Origin of the sequence: Methylophilus sp. VKM B-3414, assembly GCF_032248435.1 — a bacterium.
GTDB classification, from domain to species: Bacteria; Pseudomonadota; Gammaproteobacteria; order Burkholderiales; family Methylophilaceae; genus Methylophilus; species Methylophilus glucosoxydans.
This window is the reverse complement of the sequence record NZ_JAVTLI010000013.1, coordinates 148,394-170,936: the sequence shown is the minus strand read 5'-3', so window position 1 is coordinate 170,936 and position 22,543 is coordinate 148,394. Positions and strand designations below refer to the sequence as shown.

22 protein-coding genes are annotated in these 22,543 nt (G+C 51.8%); 4 read left to right on the top strand and 18 right to left on the bottom strand.

Annotation, left to right across the window (positions count from 1 at the left end; translation table 11 throughout):
- Nucleotides 1-43 precede the first annotated feature (43 nt).
- The 8 genes from Q9292_RS13545 to Q9292_RS13510 all read right to left on the bottom strand — a co-directional run bounded on the left by Q9292_RS13545 (nucleotide 44) and on the right by Q9292_RS13510 (nucleotide 5,770).
- A complete protein-coding gene (locus tag Q9292_RS13545; protein ID WP_313988981.1) occupies nucleotides 44-808 on the bottom strand; it encodes an MBL fold metallo-hydrolase in 765 nt (254 codons plus the stop codon).
- Nucleotides 799-1,575, bottom strand: coding sequence for a TatD family hydrolase (locus Q9292_RS13540; protein ID WP_313988978.1), 777 nt, complete (start codon nucleotides 1,573-1,575; stop codon nucleotides 799-801). The genes Q9292_RS13545 and Q9292_RS13540 overlap by 10 nt, the downstream gene beginning before the upstream one ends.
- Nucleotides 1,576-1,600: 25 nt before the next feature.
- Nucleotides 1,601-1,963 (bottom strand): PilZ domain-containing protein, encoded by a 363-nt coding sequence (locus Q9292_RS13535; RefSeq protein ID WP_275355029.1) that lies wholly within the window; start codon nucleotides 1,961-1,963, stop codon nucleotides 1,601-1,603.
- 124 nt (nucleotides 1,964-2,087) lie between these two features.
- Nucleotides 2,088-3,098 carry a DNA polymerase III subunit delta' gene (gene holB / locus Q9292_RS13530; RefSeq protein WP_313988973.1) on the bottom strand — a complete coding sequence of 337 codons (1,011 nt, stop codon included), beginning with the start codon at nucleotides 3,096-3,098 and terminating at the stop codon, nucleotides 2,088-2,090.
- Entirely contained in the window at nucleotides 3,092-3,697 is a 606-nt protein-coding gene (tmk, locus tag Q9292_RS13525; RefSeq protein WP_313988970.1) for a dTMP kinase, read from the bottom strand. Before tmk ends, holB begins: the two co-directional genes overlap by 7 nt.
- Nucleotides 3,698-3,726: 29 nt before the next feature.
- A complete protein-coding gene (gene mltG / locus Q9292_RS13520) occupies nucleotides 3,727-4,731 on the bottom strand; it encodes an endolytic transglycosylase MltG (RefSeq protein WP_313988968.1) in 1,005 nt (334 codons plus the stop codon).
- The gene (gene pabC / locus Q9292_RS13515; RefSeq protein WP_313988966.1) at nucleotides 4,718-5,557 is read right to left on the bottom strand and encodes an aminodeoxychorismate lyase; all 840 of its coding nucleotides are present in this window, start codon (nucleotides 5,555-5,557) and stop codon (nucleotides 4,718-4,720) included. Before pabC ends, mltG begins: the two co-directional genes overlap by 14 nt.
- Before the next feature lie 9 nt (nucleotides 5,558-5,566).
- A complete protein-coding gene (locus tag Q9292_RS13510; protein WP_194746865.1) occupies nucleotides 5,567-5,770 on the bottom strand; it encodes a hypothetical protein in 204 nt (67 codons plus the stop codon).
- Here Q9292_RS13510 and Q9292_RS13505 point away from each other — a divergent pair.
- On the top strand, nucleotides 5,769-6,206 hold the full coding sequence (locus Q9292_RS13505) for a hypothetical protein (protein WP_313988963.1): 438 nt from the start codon (nucleotides 5,769-5,771) through the stop codon (nucleotides 6,204-6,206). The two genes, Q9292_RS13510 and Q9292_RS13505, sit on opposite strands and share 2 nt — an antisense overlap.
- Before the next feature lie 108 nt (nucleotides 6,207-6,314).
- Here Q9292_RS13505 and Q9292_RS13500 read toward each other — a convergent pair whose 3' ends face one another.
- From Q9292_RS13500 to Q9292_RS13460, 9 genes are all read right to left on the bottom strand, one after another.
- A complete protein-coding gene (locus tag Q9292_RS13500; protein WP_313988961.1) occupies nucleotides 6,315-6,809 on the bottom strand; it encodes a YbaK/EbsC family protein in 495 nt (164 codons plus the stop codon).
- 191 nt (nucleotides 6,810-7,000) lie between these two features.
- On the bottom strand, nucleotides 7,001-7,375 hold the full coding sequence (locus Q9292_RS13495) for a nucleotide pyrophosphohydrolase (RefSeq protein ID WP_313988959.1): 375 nt from the start codon (nucleotides 7,373-7,375) through the stop codon (nucleotides 7,001-7,003).
- A gap of 35 nt (nucleotides 7,376-7,410) precedes the next feature.
- Nucleotides 7,411-9,654 (bottom strand): putative bifunctional diguanylate cyclase/phosphodiesterase, encoded by a 2,244-nt coding sequence (locus tag Q9292_RS13490; RefSeq protein WP_313988956.1) that lies wholly within the window; start codon nucleotides 9,652-9,654, stop codon nucleotides 7,411-7,413.
- A 291-nt stretch (nucleotides 9,655-9,945) separates the two neighbouring features.
- Entirely contained in the window at nucleotides 9,946-11,085 is a 1,140-nt protein-coding gene (locus Q9292_RS13485; RefSeq protein WP_313989296.1) for a class I SAM-dependent RNA methyltransferase, read from the bottom strand.
- Nucleotides 11,086-11,089: 4 nt separating this feature from the next.
- Nucleotides 11,090-11,881, bottom strand: coding sequence for a polyamine aminopropyltransferase (locus Q9292_RS13480; RefSeq protein WP_313988953.1), 792 nt, complete (start codon nucleotides 11,879-11,881; stop codon nucleotides 11,090-11,092).
- A complete protein-coding gene (locus Q9292_RS13475; protein WP_313988950.1) occupies nucleotides 11,874-13,775 on the bottom strand; it encodes a ribonuclease catalytic domain-containing protein in 1,902 nt (633 codons plus the stop codon). Before Q9292_RS13475 ends, Q9292_RS13480 begins: the two co-directional genes overlap by 8 nt.
- 93 nt (nucleotides 13,776-13,868) lie before the next feature.
- Nucleotides 13,869-15,992 (bottom strand): IPTL-CTERM sorting domain-containing protein, encoded by a 2,124-nt coding sequence (locus Q9292_RS13470; RefSeq protein WP_313988947.1) that lies wholly within the window; start codon nucleotides 15,990-15,992, stop codon nucleotides 13,869-13,871.
- Nucleotides 15,993-16,132: 140 nt separating this feature from the next.
- The gene (locus tag Q9292_RS13465) at nucleotides 16,133-16,693 is read right to left on the bottom strand and encodes a hypothetical protein (RefSeq protein ID WP_313988946.1); all 561 of its coding nucleotides are present in this window, start codon (nucleotides 16,691-16,693) and stop codon (nucleotides 16,133-16,135) included.
- Nucleotides 16,678-17,145 (bottom strand): archaeosortase/exosortase family protein, encoded by a 468-nt coding sequence (locus Q9292_RS13460; protein WP_313988943.1) that lies wholly within the window; start codon nucleotides 17,143-17,145, stop codon nucleotides 16,678-16,680. The genes Q9292_RS13465 and Q9292_RS13460 overlap by 16 nt, the downstream gene beginning before the upstream one ends.
- A gap of 212 nt (nucleotides 17,146-17,357) precedes the next feature.
- Between Q9292_RS13460 and Q9292_RS13455 the strand changes: the two genes are divergently transcribed.
- The 3 genes from Q9292_RS13455 to Q9292_RS13445 all read left to right on the top strand — a co-directional run bounded on the left by Q9292_RS13455 (nucleotide 17,358) and on the right by Q9292_RS13445 (nucleotide 19,966).
- Entirely contained in the window at nucleotides 17,358-18,944 is a 1,587-nt protein-coding gene (locus Q9292_RS13455) for a protein adenylyltransferase SelO (protein ID WP_313988941.1), read from the top strand.
- 8 nt (nucleotides 18,945-18,952) lie between these two features.
- Nucleotides 18,953-19,426, top strand: coding sequence for a Fur family transcriptional regulator (locus Q9292_RS13450; RefSeq protein WP_313988938.1), 474 nt, complete (start codon nucleotides 18,953-18,955; stop codon nucleotides 19,424-19,426).
- A gap of 123 nt (nucleotides 19,427-19,549) precedes the next feature.
- A complete protein-coding gene (locus Q9292_RS13445; protein WP_313988935.1) occupies nucleotides 19,550-19,966 on the top strand; it encodes a DUF393 domain-containing protein in 417 nt (138 codons plus the stop codon).
- Between the two features lie 179 nt (nucleotides 19,967-20,145).
- Here Q9292_RS13445 and Q9292_RS13440 read toward each other — a convergent pair whose 3' ends face one another.
- The gene (locus tag Q9292_RS13440; RefSeq protein WP_313988933.1) at nucleotides 20,146-22,470 is read right to left on the bottom strand and encodes a DUF1989 domain-containing protein; all 2,325 of its coding nucleotides are present in this window, start codon (nucleotides 22,468-22,470) and stop codon (nucleotides 20,146-20,148) included.
- Between the last annotated feature and the right edge of the window lie 73 nt (nucleotides 22,471-22,543).

Here is a 22,543-nt window from a genome sequence, read left to right as displayed (position 1 = left end):
CCAGTTGGCTTCAGTGCAAGATTTAAAGCCCTTGGTGCACCGTTTAAAAATCAAGTTGCATGCCGTCATAACCGACCTGGACATTGTCAGGCACCCTGGCTTGCAGGGCCTGGTATTCAAGCTCATGGGTCATATGAATGAGCACATTACGCTTGGCGCCTATGCGCTCAATCAAGGCCAGTGATTGCTCAACGTTGACATGCGTGGGATGCGGTTTTTCGCGCAGGCAATCTATGAGCAACACGTCTACCCCTTGCAGCAAGGCATACGCGCTTTCCGGGATCTCGGAGACATCGGTCATGTAGACAAAGTTAGCGATACGGTAGGCGTAGATGCGGATTTTACCGTGCATGATGGGGATGGGAATAATCTGCTGACCAGCCACTTCAAACGGGCCCTCGACGGTATGCGCAGCCAAAACGGGTAAGTCCCAGTAGGTGGGGATGGGGTCACGCAGCGTGTAGCCAAACTTTTCCTGAATATGGGTAATCGCCTCAGGATAACTGTAGAGCGGAATCTGGCAGCGGTTGATCTGGCAAAACGCGCGTAAATCATCAATGCCGTGCAGGTGATCTGCATGGGTGTGCGTGTACAGCACGGCATCCACCCTGCGCATCTGTTGGCGCAAAGCTTGCAGGCGCAGGTCTGGCGAGGTGTCTATGAGGATCACCCGGCCGTCATCCAGCGTGACCATACTGGAGCAGCGTGTGCGCTTGTTGCGCGTATCGGTCGAGCTGCAGGTGGCGCATTGGCAGCCGATCGCGGGCGTGCCAGCGCTGGAGCCTACGCCTAGTATGGTCAGTTGCATGGCTGGGCGTGCTTGAACAGTTTAAAAAAGTTAGCGGTGGTTGCGTCCATGATCTGCTGTAATGGCTGCTCACGCAGGCGCGCAATTTCTTCTGCCACATGCCGCACATAAGCGGGCTGATTGGTTTTGCCACGGAATGGGATGGGTGCTAGATAGGGGGAGTCGGTTTCGACCAACATGGATGCCAGCGGCACCTTTTGCGCGACGTCTTTGAGCGCCTGGGCATTTTTAAAAGTCACGATGCCGGAAAACGAGATATAGAAACCCATGGCAATCGCGGCCTGGGCCACCTCCCAGCTTTCTGTAAAGCAGTGCATGACGCCCCCGACCTCGGCCGCGCCCTCCTCCTGCATAATCTTGATCGTATCCTCGGCCGCATTACGGGTATGGATGATCAAGGGTTTACCCGTCTGCCTTGCCGCCCGGATATGCGTTCTAAAGCGCTCGCGCTGCCAGGACAAATCACCAGTTAAACGGAAGTAATCCAGCCCGGTTTCACCAATCGCCACCACGCGTGGATGATTGGTCAGTTCAACCAGGCCTTGTACGGTAGGCTCGGTAATGTTTTCGTAATCAGGATGCACGCCGACTGAGGCATAAATGTTGGGATACTGCTCGGCAATGGCAAGTACTTCGGGGAATTTATCCAGCGTGACCGAGACACACAAGGCATGCCCTACCTGGTTACTGCGCATGCTCTCCAATACTTGATCCATGTTCTGGACCAGCTCAGGAAAATTCAGGTGGCAATGGGAATCTACTAACATATTCTTTCTGTCTGCGTGCTAATCACTAAATGGTATTCGACGGTCGGCTAGATTTGAGTGCGGCACCCAAGATAGATTCAATCCGTTTTTTGGCTTCGGCACCGCCATCTTTATCACTAAACTGAATGCCTATGCCTTGCGGCTTGTTGTTGACCGCCTGCGGCGTGATCCAGATCACCTTACCTACCACTTTGAGCTTGTTTGGATCATTGAGCAAAGTGAGCAACATAAACACTTCTTCGCCCATTTTAAAAGACTTGCTGGTGGGGATAAACAAGCCCCCGCCTTTGACAAAAGGCATATACGCCGCAAACAGGGCGGCTTTTTCACGAATCGCCAGCGACAACACACCAGGTTTTGCCGCTGCAGAAGGTTGCATCTCGGTCATGACATCAGCTCCAGAGTACGTGAGCGGTTAATGAAGGATACAGGGATAGTGACTACTTGAGCACAATACTGCGTTGCACGTTGTTGTTTCTAACACCGCGCGCCTTGCACCTGATCTCGCGCACTCACTTATTCGGTTTATCCTCAAATATTTTTTTGTATTGCAACAACAGCTGCTCCAACTGCAACTCCTGATTGAGCGGATGTTGTGCGGTCATTTTAAAACGATTTAGCTGTTGCTGAAACGCCAGCAGCCGCGATAACTGCACACGCCCGGCCAGCCCCTGCAAAGCTGCTGCCTCTGAAGGGTGGTAGCGCAAGGGTTGCTGATGGCAGGACAACCAAACGTCCAGCAACCACTTTTGCAGCACTTGTATCGCCGCTTCCATGCCTTGCTTGATCAGCACCGGCACCGCAGCCACCACGTCCATCTCGGCACCGCGGCGTAAGTGCGGTTGAAACTGCTGATACCAGGCATACCAGTCCAGGTCGTCTTGCAGCACGGTAATGGGCGCCCCGCCACTGTAGTGCCAGAGCCACTCAGGCTGGACAATGCCTTGCGACTGCATCCATTGCAAGCCTTGTGATTCACTGGGCACCGGCATCTCCACCTGCATGCAGCGGCTCAGGATGGTCGGCAGCAACGCTTGTCTTTGATGTGAGACCAGCAAAAACTGCGTGCGTTGCGGCGGTTCTTCCAGCAACTTGAGCAAGGCATTGGACGCCGCGACATTCATGGCTTCCAGCGGGTGAATCAACACCACGCGCATGCCTTCAACACGGTGACTACTCAGCGATAAATAATCATGCAAGGCGCGAATCTGGTCGATGAGGATTTGCTGCCGCTTGCGGGTTTTCTTTTTGCTGCCCTCAGCGCTGTCTTCATCTTCTGGCGTGATCTCCCTAAAATCAGGATGCGCGCCTTCGGATAACCAGTGACAGGACTGACACTGACCGCAAGCATGGCCGTGTTCAGGCTGCAAGCACAGCAAGGCAGCGGCCATCGCGCGCGCAAAAGCCAGTTTGCCGATGCCGGTTTTGCCATGCAACAACAGCGCATGGTGACGTGACTGACCTGCTTGCATCCATTGTGCAAATAACGTGGCCTGCCATGGGTACTCTTGGGTCATCAACATTGGCGGATGATTTCTACAACACTCTGCTGCACGTCAAGCAGGGGGCGATTGGCATCTATGACTCTGAAGCGTTGCGGATATTGGGCAGCCCGCGCCAGATATTGTGCGCGCAGCAGCTCAAAAAACGCCGCGCCCTGCGCTTCAAATTTATCCGGGGTGCGTGCGCCCGCCAACCGTTGCAGACTCACCTCTACCGGCACATCAAACAGCAAGGTCAGGTCTGGTTGTAAATCACCCTGCACCCACTGCTCAAGCTGCTGCATTTTTTCCATGGCCAGGCCACGTGCGCCACATTGATACGCATAAGAAGCATCGGTAAAACGGTCTGACAGCACAATCGCGTCACGCTGCAAGGCGGGCAGAATGACTTGCTGCAAATGCTCGGCGCGCGCCGCAAACATTAGCAGCGACTCTGTCTCCACATGCATCTCACGGTGCAAGAGCAAGGCACGCAGCTCTTCGCCCAAAGGCGTGCCGCCGGGTTCGCGCGATGACACCACTTCTCTGCCGGTCGCTTGCAGCAACTCCAGAATAGTGGGGATATGCGTGCTTTTGCCCGCACCATCCATGCCTTCCAGCGTAATAAACAACCCTGCCATGTCCCGATTTCCCTTTAACTTTACGACAACTATTTTTTTAACTGATACGCCCGCACCGCCTGGTTATGCGCTTCGAGCGTCGCGGTAAACACATGCCTGCCTTGGCCGTTGGCAACAAAATACAAGGCGTTGGTATTGGCCGGATGCAATGCCGCCTGAATCGAGGCCAGGCCAGGCAAAGCAATCGGCGTCGGCGGCAAGCCGCTGCGCGTATAAGTGTTATAAGGCGTATCCGTCAGCAAGTCTTTTTTGCTGATATTGCCACGGTAACGCGTGCCCATGCCATAAATCACAGTGGGGTCAGTTTGCAGGCGCATGCCTTTGCGCAGGCGGTTCACAAACACACCGGCAATCTGCGGCCGTTCTTCTTCCACACCGGTTTCTTTCTCTACAATCGAGGCCATGATTAATGCCTCATACATGGTACGGTAAGGCAGGCCCGATGCGCGTTGCTCCCACGCCTGATTCAAGTGCTGCACCATTTTTTGATAAGCGCGCTTATACAAATCTAGGTCACTGCTTTGCGCATCCAGAAAATACGTATCCGGGAAAAACCAGCCTTCGGGGGCATCGTTCTGGCCGCTCACCTGTTGCATCAGTTCCTGGTCGGACAACATCAGCGTGTCGTGGCGGATACCCGGCATTTGCGCCAGCTTTTGCCTGAAGTCGGCAAAGGTTTTACCCTCGGTCAATTGCAGTTTGAACTGGTCAAACGTGCCATGCTTGAGCACATCAATGAGGCCCATCACTTGCAAGGGCGTATTAAAGGCATAATCGCCCGCCTGCAACTTGTTGGCACTGCCCGTGAGTTTCACCACCAGCAAAAAACTGTAAGGCTCGGTGAGCACGCCTGAAGCCACCAACTGGTCGGCAATCGCACGCACACTGGCCCCGGCCGGAATTTGCATGCCTATGGTTTCTGAGGCCATGGGCAGCGGGCGGATCAAAAAGATCACGATCCAGATGGCTAATGCCAGTGTCGTCAGGCCCAACAAGGCCAGACTGTATTGAAAAAAACGTTTAATGAACAACATAATGCAACTGGGTTCTGAGGGTGTGTGCCCAATCATTGTGTGCCAATGGCTGCGCATCAAGCTGCGTCACCTGTAACACGCCATAGACACTGTTGGTGATAATCACGGCATCGGCAGAGAGCACATCTTGTAGGGTCAACCGGGTCAAGCTGACCGGCTGGCCTTGCGTTTTATACCAGTCCAGAATTTTTTGCCGCATGACCCCGGCCACGCCACACTGGTCCAATATCGGGGTCATGACCTGCCCGGCCTTGTGAATGAAAAGATTACCGCTCACCGCTTCGATCACCTGATCCTGGTAATCCAGCATCAAGCCGTCAAAAAAGCGGGGGTCTTTCAGTTCGGCCCGGGCCAAGACATTTTCCAGCCGGTTTAAGTGCTTGATGCCCGCTAACAAAGGCTGGCTGGCCAGTCGGGTCTGGCACTGATAGAGCGCGACCCCCTGGGTATATATGGCCTCAGGATAGACTGGCAAAGGGCTCCAGACAAACACGCGGGTTGGTTCGGAAATGGCGGGGGGCGCATAGCCGCGGGCACCATCACCACGCGTAATGATGATTTTGACTACGCCGGATAATTTGGTCTCATCCTCACCGGCAGACATCAGGCTTTTGAATTCTTGCATCAGCAATTCAGCCGACGGACAGACCATCAGGATTTTGCTGCAATCCGCAACTAGGGTTTGATAATGCAGGGGCCAGTCTTGTAGTTCACCATCGAGCAGGCGCATGGTGCGAAATATGCCATCGCCATAAGCAAAACCGCGGTTGGTCGGGCTCACGCCGCTCACCAGTCTCCCATTCACGCAGTAACGCACCAAACTCATGTTTCGCCATTAAATATCTGTGTTTCTAACAAGGCTGAACCTTACCATAAATCTGCTGGCACTGACGGGTGGCTGGCCAAAAATGCAGGCCAGCACACTGGAAAAATGCGGCAAATTAAAAGAATTAAAGGGTGTTCTAAAGTTTTTTTCTGGCATGCCGTTAACAAGATACGCGGTAATGTGAGCGAAATAATGATTAAGGGCTTCGATCATGTCTATTTCAAGTATACAAAACAGCAATGTGTCGTCGTTATTGAACAAGGCTTACAACACGGATAACAGTGCTGCGACCGGCAAGGTGCAAACCACGGACAGCAAACAGGCTGAGACGCCGCAAACCGCGGCAGAAGCCGCTGTTGAAAGCGCCAAAGTGATCCTTGGGGGCCAACAGGCGCCACAAACCTACACAGCGCAAGGCTTGATGCAACAATTGCGCCAGTACCAGCTCGACAACGCTACAGTAATGTTTGGGGACAACAGTGACGACGCCAATCAGGATGCACTGCCCGGTATGCTTGGCAATAACGCTGAGGAATCAGACAGCAGCCAAGACTGGGCAAGCACCATTAGCAAAAATCCTGGTCAGGCAGCCGTGATGGTCGAGCGCAGTAAAAGTAACTCTCTGAATACGATCTTCAACAACAAATAAGTCGGCAAGCCGTTCAGCCTGACTGACGACTGGACTCACCACTCAGCGGGCGAGTCTTAACGTCCCTGCGACGCCAGGCACTTAATGCTGCGCGCTTCTAAGCTGAAGTTAAACCTTCACAAACTGCCCAACCGGGTATGCGCTCAACAAGGCTTGCAAATCACTGCCACTCAGCGCCAGTGCATAGCCCAGCACACCACTACCAATCACCACCCGATCGTAACTCAACACGCTTTGGTCAACCAGCACGCGCAAGCCAGCGGGCAAAGCAATCGGCGGCACTGCACCAACCACATAGCCGGTGGCCTCAGGCACTTCGTCATATTCTGCCATACGGCACTTACGCTCACTCAAGTGCGCGCGCAACAAGGCCCAATCGGCACGGCCAGCGCCCGCCACAGCGAGCAGACTAAAGCCAGTATGCTCCCCTTTAAACACTACACTACGCACGACCGATTGTGGATCCAGGCCTTGTGCTGTTAGCAGCTCTTCTAGGCTGCGAATTGGTTTTTTGTCTTCACTGAGCGGGATTTCGATGACCTCGAACGCGATGTGTTGCTGCTCGAGCAAACGGGTTACCGGGGAATCTAAAGTTACACGCATGGCTATTCCTTCAATATAACAAACTACATTAAATTCAACATTTAAATGCGCGGGTGGTTCTATCAATGCAAGTTGCTAAGTCAGATAAGACGCGACTAAAAAGTTTTGACGTCGCATATAGCGGATGTGTAAGGAGACATTTTTTATGCGCAACGCAGTATAGCGACGGAAATTGAGTTTATAGAAGTGCCCTATTGATATTCTGTATATTTAGCATTGCTCCCCTTGCATTTTTCAACCGGGTATTTTTGCGCATTCAACTCAATCTTGGCGTTAGTGGCCGCAATCAAGTCTATGCCACACACCTCGGCAATCCGAAGCAGATAAACAAAGGTGTCGGCCAGCTCTTGCCCAACTTTTTCGCGCGTGGCGGCATCCAACTGGCGGCTGTTATCCTCAGTCATCCATTGAAAATGCTCTACCACTTCTGCCGCCTCAACAATCATGGCCATGGCCAGATTTTTAGGGGAATGGAACTGCGCCCAGTCACGTGCCTGCACAAATGCATTAATGCGCTCACGCAAATTCAGTAAAGAGTCAGTCGTTTGGTGTTGGTGTTCAGTCATAAAATAAACTCAATAAAACAATAAGATAGGAAGCTTTATTGCTGCGCAAGCAGCGCTGCAAATTCATCGGCAGGCAAGGGTCGGCTAAATAGATAACCTTGCATCTCGTCACAGTCATGCGATTGCAGAAATTCGAGCTGTGCCTGGGTTTCTACCCCTTCTGCGATCACTGTTAATCCCAGACTTTGTGACATTTTGATAATCGCAGTGACAATTGCCGCATCGTTAGCATCCACTTGTATATCACGAATAAAGCTTTTATCGATTTTAATGGTATTTACCGGCAATAGCTTGAGATATGACAGGCTGGAATATCCTGTCCCAAAATCATCTACTGATAACCGGACACCCATCTCTTTGAGCTTGTTCAAATCGTTAATCACGGTCACCTCAGTCTGAATCGCAACGCTTTCAGTCACCTCCAGTTCGAGATGATAGGGTTGCAGACCTGTTTGTAATAACACTTTAGTCACTTCTTGTGTAAAGTGCGCATGGTGCAACTCAACCACCGAAACATTAATCGCGATGGGAATCTCGGGCAAACCGGAATCTTGCCATTTTTTATTTTGCGTACACGCCTCGCGCAATACCCAATGACCAATGCCTCTGATCAAGCCAGAGTCTTCGGCAATCTTGATAAAACGATCTGGCATCATCATGCCCCATTGCGGATGCACCCATCGAATCAGAGCCTCAGCGCCGATGATCTTGCCGGTTTTGATGCTGACTTTTGGCTGATAAAAAAGGATTAACTCATTGTTTGCTATTGCTTTTTGCAAACTGTTTTCCATCGTAAGCTGAGCCGCGACACGTGCACTCATTTCCTTGGTAAAAAACTGGTAATTATTTCTACCTGAATTTTTGGCATGATACATTGCCGCATCCGCATGTCGTGTCAGCACATCGACATTGTCACCATCATCAGGATATACGGCAATCCCAATACTGGCCGTGATAAACAACTCGTGATTTGCGATGCTGATCGGGTCCTTGATGGAAAACAGTATTTTTTGTGCGATTTCGGCTGGGACGGCATCATCTGTTAACTCTGGCAACAACACTACAAACTCATCCCCGCCCTGGCGACTGAGCGTGTCAGAGGCACGAATGCACATTTGCAGCTTTTTGCTCAATACTTTGAGCAATTGATCGCCCACTTCATGGCCCAGGGTATCATTCACCCGCTTGAAGTGATCTATGTCAAAAAACAGAATGGCCAGCTTGGAACCCCTTCTTTTCGCTGCACTGATCGCTTGCGTAATACGGTCTGTCAGTAACAGTCGATTCGGTAAGTCGGTCAGATAATCATGCTCGGCAAGGTAGGTCATTTTTTGTGCCATCTGACGTGCATCACTCACATCATGAAACACCAGCACGACCCCTAGAATGTTGCCATCCTGATCACGAATCGGCGCCGCAGAATCTTCAATCGCGTATTCAGCGCCAGATTTGGCGATCAGCAAGGTATGATTGGCCAGTCCGCAGACCTTGTTGTGCGCCAGCACCACATCCACTGGGTTGGCTGCCAGCTTGCGGGTGCTTTCATTCAAAATCCTGAACACCTCCAGAATCGGCCGCCCCATTGCCTCGGCTTTGCTCCAGCCCGTCATTTTTTCGGCCACTGGATTCAGATAAGTCACTTCGGACTGCATATTGGTGGTGATCACCGCATCGCCGATGGACTCCAGCGTGACAATTGCCAATTGTTTCTGGTTAAACAGCTCAAGTTCTGTGCGTTTTCTTTGCTCGATCTCCAGTCTTAAACTCGCATTGATATTGCTCAGATCTTCCGTACGCGCCTTGACCAGATGCTCAAGATTCAAATTCAATTTTGCCAAGGCCTGTTCTGCGAGCAATCGTTTCTGCACTTCGGACTCTAGCCTGGCAATGGTTGTTTTTAGCTGCTTGGTACTGGTAATCGTCAACGCAACTGGCATCAAGCGCCAAAGCATCACTGCCGTGATCCCTGAAGCCACGGCTGTTAAGCATTTCATTGTGGCATCAAGCCAATAGGCTGGCTCCCAAATGGTTGCAATTGCAATCAAATGCGTTGTTCCACAGGCAAAGATAAACAGGGAAAACATGAAAAATACCCAGTTAAACTCCAAGTCCGCGCGTTTTTTAACCAGGTAAAGCAATGCCATCGGAATCGTATAGTAAGAAATCGCAATGACAGTGTCAGAAACAACATACATCCACAACAGGACGGGCGTCCATAAATAGCAATGGCCATGGGGCATGAAGTTATCAGGGACCAACAAACTCAACAAAGCATCCATAGCAGCCTCTTAGTTGATTCTTAATTGTTGAAATGTGACGACTTAAATCTGCTTAATCACGTTCAGCATAAGAAATGCTAACGATAATATTTGCCACTATAATTTATACTAAACAATAGAAATGCGGGTCAGATAAAACAATCATTAACATTTGATCCAAGCGTGCACTTTGAGACTGCAATGCAATCTGCCAGCGCCTGTCGTCCTTCACAGACACTAGAGATTGCAGCGGATGAATACATGCGACCTACATTGATGCATAAGGCATCGACGGATAAGAATACAACTGCCCTATTTACGGTTACTTCCTGCCACCATCTTGATTTCAAACAACCGGCATTCCAATGGGCCGTTATACAGTGGTGTTTTCTTGCTGGGGCTCAGACGCATGAGCTTGGGCAGGCGCAAGTCGTTGGTCAGGAAATAGGTATTCCAGCCAGAGAACTTCTGTTTGAGCGCAGCGGCCATTTCGGGGTACAAGGCGGCCAAGGTCTCATCTTCACCAATACGCACGCCATAAGGCGGGTTGGCGACCAGGACACCGCTGTCAGCGGGCGGCACCACTTGCGTGAATTCCCAGTGTGTCAGTTGTACGGCGTCCAGCCAGCCCGCCATTTCCAGGTTCTGCTTGGTGACGCGTACGGCACGTAAATCCATATCCGAGCCGTAAATGCTCTGGAAACTGACCGGCTTGGCAGCTTTGGCTGCGGCATTGCGGATTTTACGGAAAGTATCAGATTCAAAGTTTTTGAGTTTTTCAAAGCCGAAATTGCGATTTAAACCAGGCGCAATATTGAGAGCTATCATCACCGCCTCAAGCAAAAAGGTGCCACTGCCACACATGGGATCCAGCAAGGCCTGGCCCGGCTGCCAGCCGGTGAGCTTGAGGATGCCCGCGGCCAGGTTTTCACGCAACGGCGCTTCTATGCTGTTTTTGCGGTTGCCGCGCTGGTACAGCGGGTTGCCGGAGGTATCGACATACAGTTGGTAGCTGTCAGTGGTGAGATATACATGTACGCGGACCGCAGGTTCACGCGTATCGATATTAGGACGGCTGCCAACGGCCTGGCGGAATTTATCACAGATGGCATCTTTGACGCGCAGGGTAATAAATTCCAGGCTTTTAAGCGGGCTGCGCACAGCCGTGACCTTGACCATCATGCTGTGTTTGACATCAAACCAGTTAGGCCAGTTAATTTTGAGCGCGCCCTGATAAATATCGTCCTCTTTCAGATACTGGCCCCGCCCCACTTGCATGAGAATGCGCGTGGCGACACGCGAATGCAGGTTGGCGTGATAGCACACCGACAACTCGCCGCTAAAACTGGCACCGCCATCGGTGGCTTTAATGTCGCGCGCCCCGCTCTGCTTGAGTTCGTCGACGAGAATGGCTTCCAGGCCACGTGGGCAGGTTGCGAAAAAATGATTCAGAAAATTAGCCACCGAGTTGAAACTCCTTGCCGTTATTGGGGTTTGCGCCTTGCAGGCGGTCTATGAGGTCGGGAAAGTTGATACGATGCGTCTGCATAGCGTCTTGCGAACGTTTGCGCAACGTCGCCAGATCCGGGATGGGCAGTTCGGCTTTAAAGCCGAACACGATGATGTTACCGGGCTTGCCGGTAGGCATCATGAGCACGCGCTGGTCAAACGTCTGCTCCATGCGCTGCATGTAGATATCAAACTTTTTGTCCGAGCCCCACAGGTTAATCGTAAACAAGCCATCCGGCGTCAGTGCATCGGCACAGTCGTCAAAAAAAGCCTGGGTGCAAAAGTCTGGCGGTAAGCCGTTGCTGCCAAAGGCATCCATCATCAGCCAGTCGACACTGCCAGGATGCTGCTGCAGATAGGCAATACCATCGCCTTCGATGATCTGTAATCGCGCATCGTCATCCGGCACAAAAAAATGGCTGCGGGCGACCTGGATCACTTGCGGATTGAGTTCCACCACCGTTTGCTTGATCTGCGGACAATATTTCCATACATACTTGGCAATCGACCCGCCGCCCAGCCCAACCAGCAATAGTTTGCGCGCGTCCGGCTTGAACAACAAGCTGCTCAGGGCGCCCCAGGAATAGGCCAGGACCAGCGCAAACGGGTCTTTCACGCTCATACTGCTCTGTATGGTCGGCGAGCCCAAGTGCATGGAGCGCACGCCATCCATTTCGGTGACTTCCACCATTTCAAAGTCGGAGACGGCTTTGTGCACTTTACGGTTAAATTTAAACATTAGGCACCTCCATGCTTGTTTCCACCACAGCCTCGGCTTCATTTGAGGGTTCTGTGGTCTCTTCGATCAGGTGCAGGAATTTACAGTCCAGTTCCATCAGTAAAGTATCGACTTTTTGTACCGCCAACCGAACTTTGCTGCCGGGCTTGGTCGCTGGCAAACTGTGTACCTTGGTCATATAGGGCAAGCTTTGCAGGCGCACCAGATTCTCACGCCAGACCGTTGCGTCGATTTCCGTGATATTTTCCTGGATCAGGTACTGCAAGCACCAGTAGCGCTCCATCCGCGTCTGGAACTCGTTGTAGGCATTATAAGTTTGATCAAAATTGCGCATATGGCCGACAATTTCATCACTGTTGGACGGGTAGACTGGCGGCGTCAGGGTCAACACGCTGATCAGTTGCCGCTGGTTGATCAAATCCACCGCGCGGCGCAACGGCGAGGTACACCAGGCATATTGCGCCACGCCCAGGCCCTGATGGCCTTCGGCTTTGGTGGTCATGTACACTTTGCCACCATTTTGTGCGCGATAAATACCGGGCACTTCGTTTTGCGCCAGTAACAGGCCCCACTGGCTATTGGCGGCAATCATGAGCTCGGCCACCAGTTTATCCATGGGCGAGCCGCGCTGGCGATTGATAATGCTGACTTTTCCCTCGCTCACATAAAAATTGTAATCCACCGGTTGTGGCCGGGTCGGGTCATATTTACCGCGCGCTTTTTCCAGGCTCTCGGCAAAGCGGAACAAAAACACCAACGGTTGCCATAGCGGATGGCCACTGTCCTCGGCCAGCGTCTGCTCGTTAAAATAAGGCTCCAGCGTGTCGTGGCGCAGGTTTTCGATGATGGTTACCTGCTCCAGGCGGCTTTGATGGCTAACAATGCTGAAATCAGGTGCCACTTCAAGATACAGGGACAAAGCCGGCTTTACTTGGCCGGCATCCAGGCTAAACGGACGGATGGCAGCTTCTGGCAACATGGTAATTTTATGCCCGGGCATGTATACCGTAGACAGCCGCTTCATGACCTCATTATCCAGCGACGCATGCGGCGACACACCCAAGGCTGGTGCAGCAATATGAATCCCGACCTGCGTGTTGCCATTAGGCAGCGCGGTCACCGATAAGGCATCATCAATTTCGGTGGTGGTGCTGTCATCAATACTAAAGGCCTGCACCGCTGACAAAGGCAGTGCCTCGGGGAGATCAGCCAACGTAAAGGCCGGGAACTCCGTGCCATTGGCAAAGTATTCGCGTAAAAACGCCCCCAGATGGTAATCATGAATCGAGGCAATGGCGCCACTGGCATGCAGCACTTGCACCGGCAGTTGCTTGAGTTCGCTGGCTGCCTGATCCAGCGCTTTCCACTCCAGGCTGTTTTTATCCGGCGCGTAGAGCAATTGGTCCAGCTTGCTGGCAAAGCCGTCTGGCAGACTGTGCGCTTTGAGTTGTGCAACCATCTGTGCCAACAGTTCAGCTTGCTGGCGCTTTTTCTCCATCCCCGCCAATGCCGCTTTCAGCGTGTCCTCAGGCGCAGCCTTGTAGCGTCCTTTGCCTTTGCGGTAAAAATACATGGGCGCGCCATGCAATTTGATGGCAATGGCAGCAGCTTGCTGATGACTCGGTTTGCCGCCATAGTATTCCTCGGCCAGGCTTTCAAAACCAAACTCATCCTCGCCACAGCATTCCCATAAAAAATCGGTATCCAGGGTTTCGGCTTCGGCCTGGGCGGCCTCCAGAAAACCGGACAAACTCCCCTCGAACCGCATCAAGACATTGGCGGTTTTGATTTTGCTGCGCTTGCCCGAGCTCGCTTCGACCTGCATGCTGCTATCGGCCTCGGACATGATGGAGGCGACTTTAAAGCCGCCATCCTCTTCATAAAATACGTTCATTCAACTGATTCTTTAAAATACAGCCGTAATGATACCTTAGCGCGTTTGATTCAGCGTGCAAGAAATGCCGAGATGAAAAAAGAAAAGGGAGCGCTAAACTCTCTGGAGGTTTCTGCGGTTCAAAAAAATCAACATACAAGCCAGGAGAATGAGCCCCCACTCAGGCAGCGTCGGCACATCAGTCACTGTGGAGGACTGAGTGGCTGGTAACGAAAATGTTGTCGAGTTATTGCCAGTGTCAGCATCCGCCAAGTCAGAATTCACAGAGATGGCCAATGGTGGAACATCCTGCGTATTGCTCCACGACAGTTGTACATTAAAACTGCTTGAACTCCCGGCATTCAACTGTGCAACGCGGCAAGTCAGCGTTCTGCCCTGCAATTGGCATCGTTGGTCTGCACTGACCAGATCCGCCCCCGTTGGCAAAATCAGTTGTACGGCAACATTGGTGGCATTCGAGGGCCCGCCATTGCCAACAGTTAAGGTGTAAAGATAAGGCGTGGCCACCGCAAGTTGTTGGTTAGGGCCACTAAAAGTAACGGATAAATTGGCATTTGCCTGTGTGTTCAATTGCCATTGCAGTTGATAATTACCGGCATCCGTTTGATTGGTGTTGAGTGCGATGTGGTACTGGGTATTCGCGCTAGCTTGAAAATACAGGGGGGAATTCGCATTATCAATGGCTGCTTTAGGCGTTAATGCGCTGATTGCTGTCCCGGTATACACCGCAAGTCTGGGGTTTGCAACGCTGCCATTGACGGTAAGCGTTACTTGGCCAGAAGCTGGTGCCGTCCACTGCAACCAGACTGTATTTTGCGCTGCCAGGTCGGCGTGGGCTGGCTCGCTCACCTCTGCCGTCGCGAGCAGATTGGTGCCACTGACACTGCCAGAGTCGCCACTCATCAAGGCTGGGTTAGAAAATGAATCATTTTGCGGACGGGCTGCAGCGCTTAAATCTAGCCTGGGTTTGACAAGACTGTTGCGACTGTCTGTGACAGGTTTGCCAAAGCTGGTCAATCGCGCTTGAATTTGATCAGCTGTTTCATTAACAAACGCTGACCTTAACACGGCGACCGCACCAGCCACATGCGGAGACGCTTGAGAAGTCCCTGCCATCGTGATCCCTGCTGCGGTGATTAAAGCACCCGGCGCCAGCAGAGTTAAATAATTGGCACTGTTTGAAAAACAAGTGACTTTATCCGCGGCCGAAGTCGTATCGGTACAGTTACTATAGGCCAAGCCTCCAACATTACTGTCGTACACCGCCCCGACTGAAATGGCCGCTGGCGCGCAAGCAGGTGTGCTGATGCCATCCAGGTATCCATCATTGCCTGCGGCGACCACCACATTAATGCCGGCATCCTTTGCCCGTTGTATCGGACTGGTAAAAGGATTGGACTGGCAGGGACTGGTATTTTTATCCGACGCCCCCAAGCTCATGTTAATGGCCACAATATTGTATGTGGATCGATTGGCAACCGCCCAGTTGATCGCACTTAAAATATCGCTTGTATAAGCGCCGCCACTATTATTGAAGACATTGATTGCTGCAATTTTGGCCTCTGGCGCCACGCCCAATACCGTCGCCGCCACATTGCTACCATGATTTGGGCTGGCATTGGCTGTGCCAGAATTGACGATGGTGTTAGCCACCACCACGCGACACGTCGCCGAGGGCGTCGCCACCGCAGTACAAGGACCAAACGCCGACTTTGTAAAGTCTATGCCGTCATCAATCACGACCACAGTGGCCCCTGCCCCTTTGTAATTAACCTGGCTGACGACAGGCTGATTGATCAAAGGCAAGCTCTGCATGAGTACCTTATGCATGATCCGGTCAACATACACGGCCTTGATGTTGCCATTGGCCATGAAGGTTTTGAGCGACCTGAGCGATTTAAAACGCTTTAAGCTCAGTGGCAAGTATGGATAGTCTTTGACTCCCTGGATGCCCTGCTGCAGCTCTAGCGTTTTCATTTGGCTTTTAAGCGAAGCATACGCCTTGCGCTTGATTGCCAACACATCGTCATTATCGGTCTTGAGCCGCTTATTCAAGCGGGTTGCGATCAGGCTTTTATTCACAGACGCATCATCATATTCAACAATTAAATCCTGTGTCTCGCCCTGATTAAAACGGGTCAGGATTTCTTGCTCAATGTCTGCTGCATGAGAAAAGGTAGAAAAAGTGATGAGGAAATACAGCAGTAAAAAAGGCATCGTGCGCTATCAATAATGAATTGTCAGTAGCTTACAGATGCTAATTTTTATTTATGAAGGCTTGATGAAGGCAGAACCATGCCCAGCATGGATGCGGGTATTGAGGGACCATGGCAAGCCCCCGCTGTACTCTCAAGCAGCTAAGCCAAGAAAATGGCCAAACAGCCTATCATCAATCCCAAGATTAACCGGCCACCGTTTTCAAGTACCTGCTGCCAATCAGTCAAAATTGAAAAGTCTGGAATCGCGTAATGCACATAAATCATTTGCCACAAGGCCGCCAGCAAAACGAATGGCACATCGATGCACCACACCAGCAGCGTGCCTAGCAGCCCGTAAGCAAGGGCCTGCAGGCGTTTACGCATAAGGATCTCTGGCCAGGACAAGATCAGCGCGAGGCATACCGCCAGGCTTTGCCAAAGATGCACCAGCATCGTACTGGCATGCGCAACGCCGCTGGGGTCCACTTCAATAAAATGCTTTCCCAACCAGAAAGACTTTGCCAATCTCACCTCAAAATCGATGACTTGCGCATCGCCTACTGTCATCACCTGAGCAGAGATCACCTCGAAATGACCATCAATCAAGGTCAATAACCCTTTAAAAAGTGGCAAAAGTGCCTGGATACAGGGGCTGAAAAATGCATTGAGCGCCAGCCCAATGCCCAAGACATAACAGAAAAACATTATTGCAAAGCGCATGTGGACTCATCATCCGCCAGAGGTTGGGTAGAGGCGGCCAGCCACCATGCATAAAATATTCCGGTGGCGCCCAACATTAAAAAAGGCGCAAGAATACCGTGGGTAAAGGTAAAGTACTGGCGATCGTGCTGCAATACCTCAAACAACAGCAGCAACCGTAGTTGATTGATTAAAAATAAAAACAGTAACCCATATAAGGCACCCAGCAGCTTTTGCCGCAGGCTTAATGTTGAGCTTAACAGTGCAGCGATCAACATTAGCATCATGTCCACCCCATCACAGCCATTGGCAATATTCATGCTGGCATGTGCGCCTGTCAGCAGGCTGCCTGCCACCGTCACTTGTTCGTCCGCCAGCCAGCCTATCGTAAAAGCCAATGTCCGGGTAATGACCTCGTTGATCCACCATACCCCTACGCCAGTATCGGCAACACTCAACCAAATTTGCTGCATAACGATAAACAGACAAAAAAATATCAGCACACCTTTCAACTTTTTGATGTCTTGAAAACTTAAACCTTGCAGATGGTTCATAGGGGAAAACGACTTTCAAAAACAGTTTTGTGCGAACACTGCAAAGGCACGAGATTTGATGCGCCAGAGTTTAGCATGGATGAAAATGTTATGATTAAAGCACTATTGATGCACGGCATTGTCCATTTCATATGCGCCCTTTAACTTTTGATAACCGTTTTGTCCGCGAACTGCCGGGCGACCCGATCCGCCATAACTACACCAGACAAGTCAGTGACTGCCTATGGTCTGCCGTACAACCCACCCCGGTCAAAGACCCGCAACTGATCGCCTACAGCGCAGAAGTGGCCGGGATGCTGGGACTCACCGCCAGCGACATGCAAGACCGCGAACTGATGCAAACGCTGGGCGGCAATGGCATGCTGGACGGCATGTTTACCTATGCCACCCGCTACGGCGGCCACCAGTTTGGACATTGGGCAGGGCAGTTGGGCGATGGACGTGCCATTTTGCTGGGTGAGTTAGTGCATGGCGGCAAGCGTTTTGAATTGCAACTTAAAGGCGCAGGCGAGACCCCCTACTCGCGCTCGGCAGATGGCCGTGCCGTATTACGCTCCAGCTTGCGCGAATTTTTATGCTCGGAAGCCATGCACCATCTGGGCGTGCCGACCACGCGCGCCTTAAGCCTGATCAAGACTGGTGACCAGGTGGTGCGCGACATGTTTTACGATGGGCATCCGCAGCTGGAACCTGGCGCCATTGTCTGCCGCGTGGCCCCTTCATTTACGCGCTTTGGGCATTTTGAGCTGCTGGCCAGCCGCGAAGAGCTTGCGCTGTTAAAACGCCTGATTGGCTTTACGCTGGACCGCGATTTTGCCGACTGGTGGCCCTCCACCGGCCTGCAGCTGGATGTCAACAATCCTGCCCCCGAACTGATTGAAGCCTGGTTTGAAGAAGTGTGTGCCCGTACGGCAGTCATGATCGCGCACTGGATGCGCGTGGGCTTTGTGCATGGCGTGATGAATACCGATAACATGTCTATCCTAGGCCTGACCATAGACTATGGCCCTTATGGCTGGATAGATAATTTTGACCCTGGCTGGACACCCAACACCACCGACGCACAAGGGCGCCGTTATTGCTTTGGCCGCCAACCCGATATTGCCCGCTGGAACCTGGAACGGCTGGCAGAAGCCTTGGGTACGCTGTTGCCATCTACACAAGGCCTGGCGGACGGAATCGCCACCTATGACCAAACTTACTTCCGCGCCCTCACCAGCAGCCTCGCTGACAAGTTTGGGTTTGAGCGCTGGCAAGAGGGGGATGGCGAGCTCATCAACCAGATTTTTGAGTTCATGACCCGTGCCGAAATTGACCAGACACTGTTTTTCACCCAGCTTGCGCAAATTGACCTGCAACAACCGCAAGTCAGCACCCTGCAAAACGCTTTTTACACGCAAAAAGGCTGGCAGGATTTTAATCAGGATATTCAGGCCTGGCTGATGACTTATTGCCAACGCCTGGCGCAATCCCAGCAAACAATAGAGCAACGCCAGCAACGCATGGCTGCCGCCAATCCGGTCTATGTACTGCGCAATTACCTGGCCCAAGAAGCGATTGATTTGGCCACAGCAGGCGACAATAGCCGCTTGCTGGAATTACTGGAAGTCTTACGGCAGCCGTATACCCTGCAGCCTGGCAAAGAACACTTTGCGCAAAAGCGCCCAGACTGGGCAAGACAAAAGGCGGGTTGCTCCATGCTGTCGTGTAGTTCATAATTTTAGCCATGGTTACCGCTGAACAATTGATAATAGAAGCCGGGTTACGCCCGACACAAGCACGAACGGCCGTGCTCACGACGCTGATCAACTCGCATACCGCCTTGAGTCAGCCTGAAATCCTCAACGCCTTGCAAGGCGTCAAAGAAATCGACCGGGTCACGGTGTATCGCGTCCTCGACTGGTTGCAGGAAAACGCCCTCATACACAAAATATCCACCGAAGACCGCGCCTGGAAATACCAGCTAAACAGCCCAAGACGCAGCTTTAAAACGTCCAGCAGCACGTCCCCTGGCATGCTCAACAACCACGGCCACGCCCACCTGCTCTGCCAGTCCTGCGGCACCGTGTTATGCATACACGAACTCGCTGCGCATATTCCACAGGCGATTTTTGATACTTATCAGGTGTCAAATATTGAGATTAGCTTGAAGGGATTGTGTCCGGATTGCCAGAAAGCGGCTGCAGTCGCACACGCTTAACCTGTTGGTGTTGTAGACGCAATGAGCACGCGAACTTGCGTGATTTTTGATGCTCATAAGTGAGTGGATTCAAGGCCTAAAACCAGCGCTTTAATCTAGCAAAAACCTTTTGAGAACTAAATCATGCGCTCACAAATTACCTTTCCGCTGACCATTTATTACGATGCCTCCTGTCCCTTGTGTCGGACTGAAATGGAGACGCTGAAGCAAGCCGATGCTGCCAATCAGCTTATACTGGTCGACTGTTCACAAACTGCAATGCAGTTACCCGACAGTTGCCCGGTCACGCGTGACGCCCTGATGAACAGGATTCATGCGCAAGATGCGATGGGACGCTGGATCAATGGTGTCGATGTCTTTGCCGCGGCATACACCGTGACAGGCTTCACAAAGATGGGCAAATTCTGGTCCAGTCGAATACTAAGGCCCTTGCTTAGCCGGGCATATCCGTGGGTGGCCGACCATCGTCAGTGGCTCAGCAAAACACCCTTGCCGTGGTTGTTGCATAAGCTCATCTCAAAAAACGCCAAGCCGCGCTAGTTGGCTCATCACAATGACCTTAGTGATTGGTCTGGCAAAGACCCTTACACTCTAAATCTTTGCCATGCTGGATGCACTGACTCAGTGTATGCATCACAATTCAGCGCGGAGAAACGCCCCCCAGCAACACAAAGGCATTAAGACCATGTACGACACAGGATCTATATGTCTCATCAGCCTCATGCGAGTAGTTTCTCGCGCTTAGGGTCATAAAAAGGCAACTTCACGACCTCTCCCGCCAAACGTTTCTGTTGCCCATCCAGCTTACCTATTTCCAGGCGCGTGCCTATGCTGGAAAAATCGGGTGCCACGCGCACGATGGCAATCTGTTTTCCCATCAATGGCGAATAAGTAGCGCTGGTGACGATGCCAACCGGGAAACGCCCATGATAAACATGATCGCCATGACTGGCAGGATCGCCACCTTGCAGAATCATGCCGACTAGACGATGTCGGCTCTCTGGCGCTTGCCGCGACAAGGCTTCACGGCCGATAAAGTTTTCCTGTTTGCTATTTAAAGGCACACTGAAGCCAGTGCCTGCTTCAAATGGAGTGGTGCTGTGGTCAAACTCGTGCCCAGCCATACTCAAACCGGCTTCAATGCGCAGGATGTCAAGCGCATTCAAGCCCATCGGGGCAATCTGAAAGCGCTGACCCGCTTGCCACACAGCATCCCATACTGCTTCGCTGTCATCGGGGTGACACCAGACTTCATAGCCCAGTTCACCTGTGTAACCTGTTCTGGAAACCATCACGGGTACCCCTGCAGCCCCTCCTAGCCGGCCAATCGCAAAGTGAAACCATTTGAGCTTTTCAACCGATGGCTGACTATCCGGGGTCCAAATCAGCTTGCTTAACAACTCGCGGCTGTTCGGACCCTGCACAGCGAGATTGTCTAGCTGTGCGCTGGCGTTGCGGATGCTGACTTTAAAGCCTTTTTCTTGGGCCTTTTCCCTCATCCAGATACCGGTGTATTCCGCACCGCAGCACCAGCGAAAAGCCTGTTCCCCCATACGGAATATGGTGCCATCATCGATCATGCCGCCGGTTTCAAGACAAATCGCCGAGTGCGCAATTTCACCAATGGCCATGCGGCTGATGTTCTGCGTTAATACATACTGCAAAAAAGCCACCACATCAGGGCCGACGATTTCAAATTTGCGTATCACCGACAAATCTAGCAGTGCCACGCGTTCACGACAGGCGAGATATTCGGCATTCGTCCCCCAGCCATCGTATTCAGTAGCCACCCAATAGCCTGCATAGTCGATAAATTTTTTAGTCATTGCGGAAGTTCGGGGGTGAAAACCAGAAGGTTTGGTCATGCGAGGCAGCTCCTCAGAAGTGTTGCGATAGGCAATGGCGCGTGGGAAAAATTGTTCAGCATCGTAAATACGCACATGAATATCGGTCGGATGCCAGCCATTAGCAGGATCAATATCGTCAGGACAAGCAGAAGAGGCGCAGACAAGGTCTCGCTCAGCACGCATTAAAATATAATCTCCCGCCCGTGACCACGGTTCATCCATCAGCACGGCGCCCGAGGCGTCAATAAAGGTGTTAAAAAACAAATTAATCGCTGGCCAGCCAGCCCGTGGTGCAATGCCATAGTGAGCCAATCGTTGGTTAAAGTTGTCGGTGCAACTGGCATGGCCGAAATAGCCACTGTCCTCGTAATATTTGGGGGTACACGCCAGTAGAAAACTATCGTGCCGACCCACGGTATCCTGCACCACTTCTATCATGGGTTTCAGATCCGAACCAAGGTATCGTGAGTGCAATCCGGGTACAGGATTGCTCAAGCCCATCACCGTTCTGGTCGCTGTCGGATCCAGTCCCAACACGCTGCCTTGTGCCAACGCCTGTTTATCAAACGCAATAAAATCCGAGCATTGCTTGCCAGACACATCAATAATCTGGATCCATTCGCCTTTTTTGACTTCATAGGTCTGTGCCGTGGCGCGACTAACCCTCAACTCGTGCTTGATTGGCGCCAATGGTGCTGGCAAGGGTGGTTCTGCCAGATTGGCGTAAGTCACGGTAATGTCCACTTCGGTGACTGGCGTGTGCGCTTCAACAGACATGTTTGGACCAGCCGCGACAATCATGACAGTCAAATCATTTGCCGCTGTGAATTTGGCATGCTCTGCACCTGACACTGTGATAGCTTGCTGCAAAGAAGACTCATCCAGCTGCCAAGTGTTTAATTGATTACGCAGCCTTTGGGAGGCCGCACCACGCTGCTGAAGTTGCTGTTGAATACCTACCGCGACCACTGGCGGACGCTTGTCGAGTAACGCAGGTGCCAATGTGCCATGTGCATCCAATACAATCAACTCGGTGCTTTGCGCTTGGTCTGGGCTTAGAATTTCAAGCCGGTCGCCTGCGCTTAGGGATAATTGAATGGCATGTTGTCCATCCAGACGGTACTTGCTAATAGGCTTGGTGAAGGAAGCGCCAAAATAATAGTCCTCCCCCCACTGCTGTTCTTTGATTGCTTGCATCGATTCACCATGTCTTACGAAGTGTCCAAGTTAAAAGCTTGCCTATCCTATGGATATCTATTAATAGGTTGAT

Bases quoted from the DNA above. Each gene is read 5' to 3' on its own strand.
- Q9292_RS13545 (WP_313988981.1), bottom strand. From the start codon at position 808: ATGCAACTGACCATACTAGGCGTAGGCTCCAGCGCTGGCACGCCCGCG.
- Q9292_RS13540 (WP_313988978.1), bottom strand. From the start codon at position 1,575: ATGTTAGTAGATTCCCATTGCCACCTGAATTTTCCTGAGCTGGTCCAG.
- Q9292_RS13535 (WP_275355029.1), bottom strand. From the start codon at position 1,963: ATGACCGAGATGCAACCTTCTGCAGCGGCAAAACCTGGTGTGTTGTCG.
- holB (WP_313988973.1), bottom strand. From the start codon at position 3,098: ATGTTGATGACCCAAGAGTACCCATGGCAGGCCACGTTATTTGCACAA.
- tmk (WP_313988970.1), bottom strand. From the start codon at position 3,697: ATGGCAGGGTTGTTTATTACGCTGGAAGGCATGGATGGTGCGGGCAAA.
- mltG (WP_313988968.1), bottom strand. From the start codon at position 4,731: ATGTTGTTCATTAAACGTTTTTTTCAATACAGTCTGGCCTTGTTGGGC.
- pabC (WP_313988966.1), bottom strand. From the start codon at position 5,557: ATGAGTTTGGTGCGTTACTGCGTGAATGGGAGACTGGTGAGCGGCGTG.
- Q9292_RS13505 (WP_313988963.1), top strand. From the start codon at position 5,769: ATGTCTATTTCAAGTATACAAAACAGCAATGTGTCGTCGTTATTGAAC.
- Q9292_RS13510 (WP_194746865.1), bottom strand. From the start codon at position 5,770: ATGATCGAAGCCCTTAATCATTATTTCGCTCACATTACCGCGTATCTT.
- Q9292_RS13500 (WP_313988961.1), bottom strand. From the start codon at position 6,809: ATGCGTGTAACTTTAGATTCCCCGGTAACCCGTTTGCTCGAGCAGCAA.
- Q9292_RS13495 (WP_313988959.1), bottom strand. From the start codon at position 7,375: ATGACTGAACACCAACACCAAACGACTGACTCTTTACTGAATTTGCGT.
- Q9292_RS13490 (WP_313988956.1), bottom strand. From the start codon at position 9,654: ATGGATGCTTTGTTGAGTTTGTTGGTCCCTGATAACTTCATGCCCCAT.
- Q9292_RS13480 (WP_313988953.1), bottom strand. From the start codon at position 11,881: ATGTTTAAATTTAACCGTAAAGTGCACAAAGCCGTCTCCGACTTTGAA.
- Q9292_RS13475 (WP_313988950.1), bottom strand. From the start codon at position 13,775: ATGAACGTATTTTATGAAGAGGATGGCGGCTTTAAAGTCGCCTCCATC.
- Q9292_RS13470 (WP_313988947.1), bottom strand. From the start codon at position 15,992: ATGCCTTTTTTACTGCTGTATTTCCTCATCACTTTTTCTACCTTTTCT.
- Q9292_RS13465 (WP_313988946.1), bottom strand. From the start codon at position 16,693: ATGCGCTTTGCAATAATGTTTTTCTGTTATGTCTTGGGCATTGGGCTG.
- Q9292_RS13460 (WP_313988943.1), bottom strand. From the start codon at position 17,145: ATGCAGCAAATTTGGTTGAGTGTTGCCGATACTGGCGTAGGGGTATGG.
- Q9292_RS13455 (WP_313988941.1), top strand. From the start codon at position 17,358: ATGCGCCCTTTAACTTTTGATAACCGTTTTGTCCGCGAACTGCCGGGC.
- Q9292_RS13450 (WP_313988938.1), top strand. From the start codon at position 18,953: ATGGTTACCGCTGAACAATTGATAATAGAAGCCGGGTTACGCCCGACA.
- Q9292_RS13445 (WP_313988935.1), top strand. From the start codon at position 19,550: ATGCGCTCACAAATTACCTTTCCGCTGACCATTTATTACGATGCCTCC.
- Q9292_RS13440 (WP_313988933.1), bottom strand. From the start codon at position 22,470: ATGCAAGCAATCAAAGAACAGCAGTGGGGGGAGGACTATTATTTTGGC.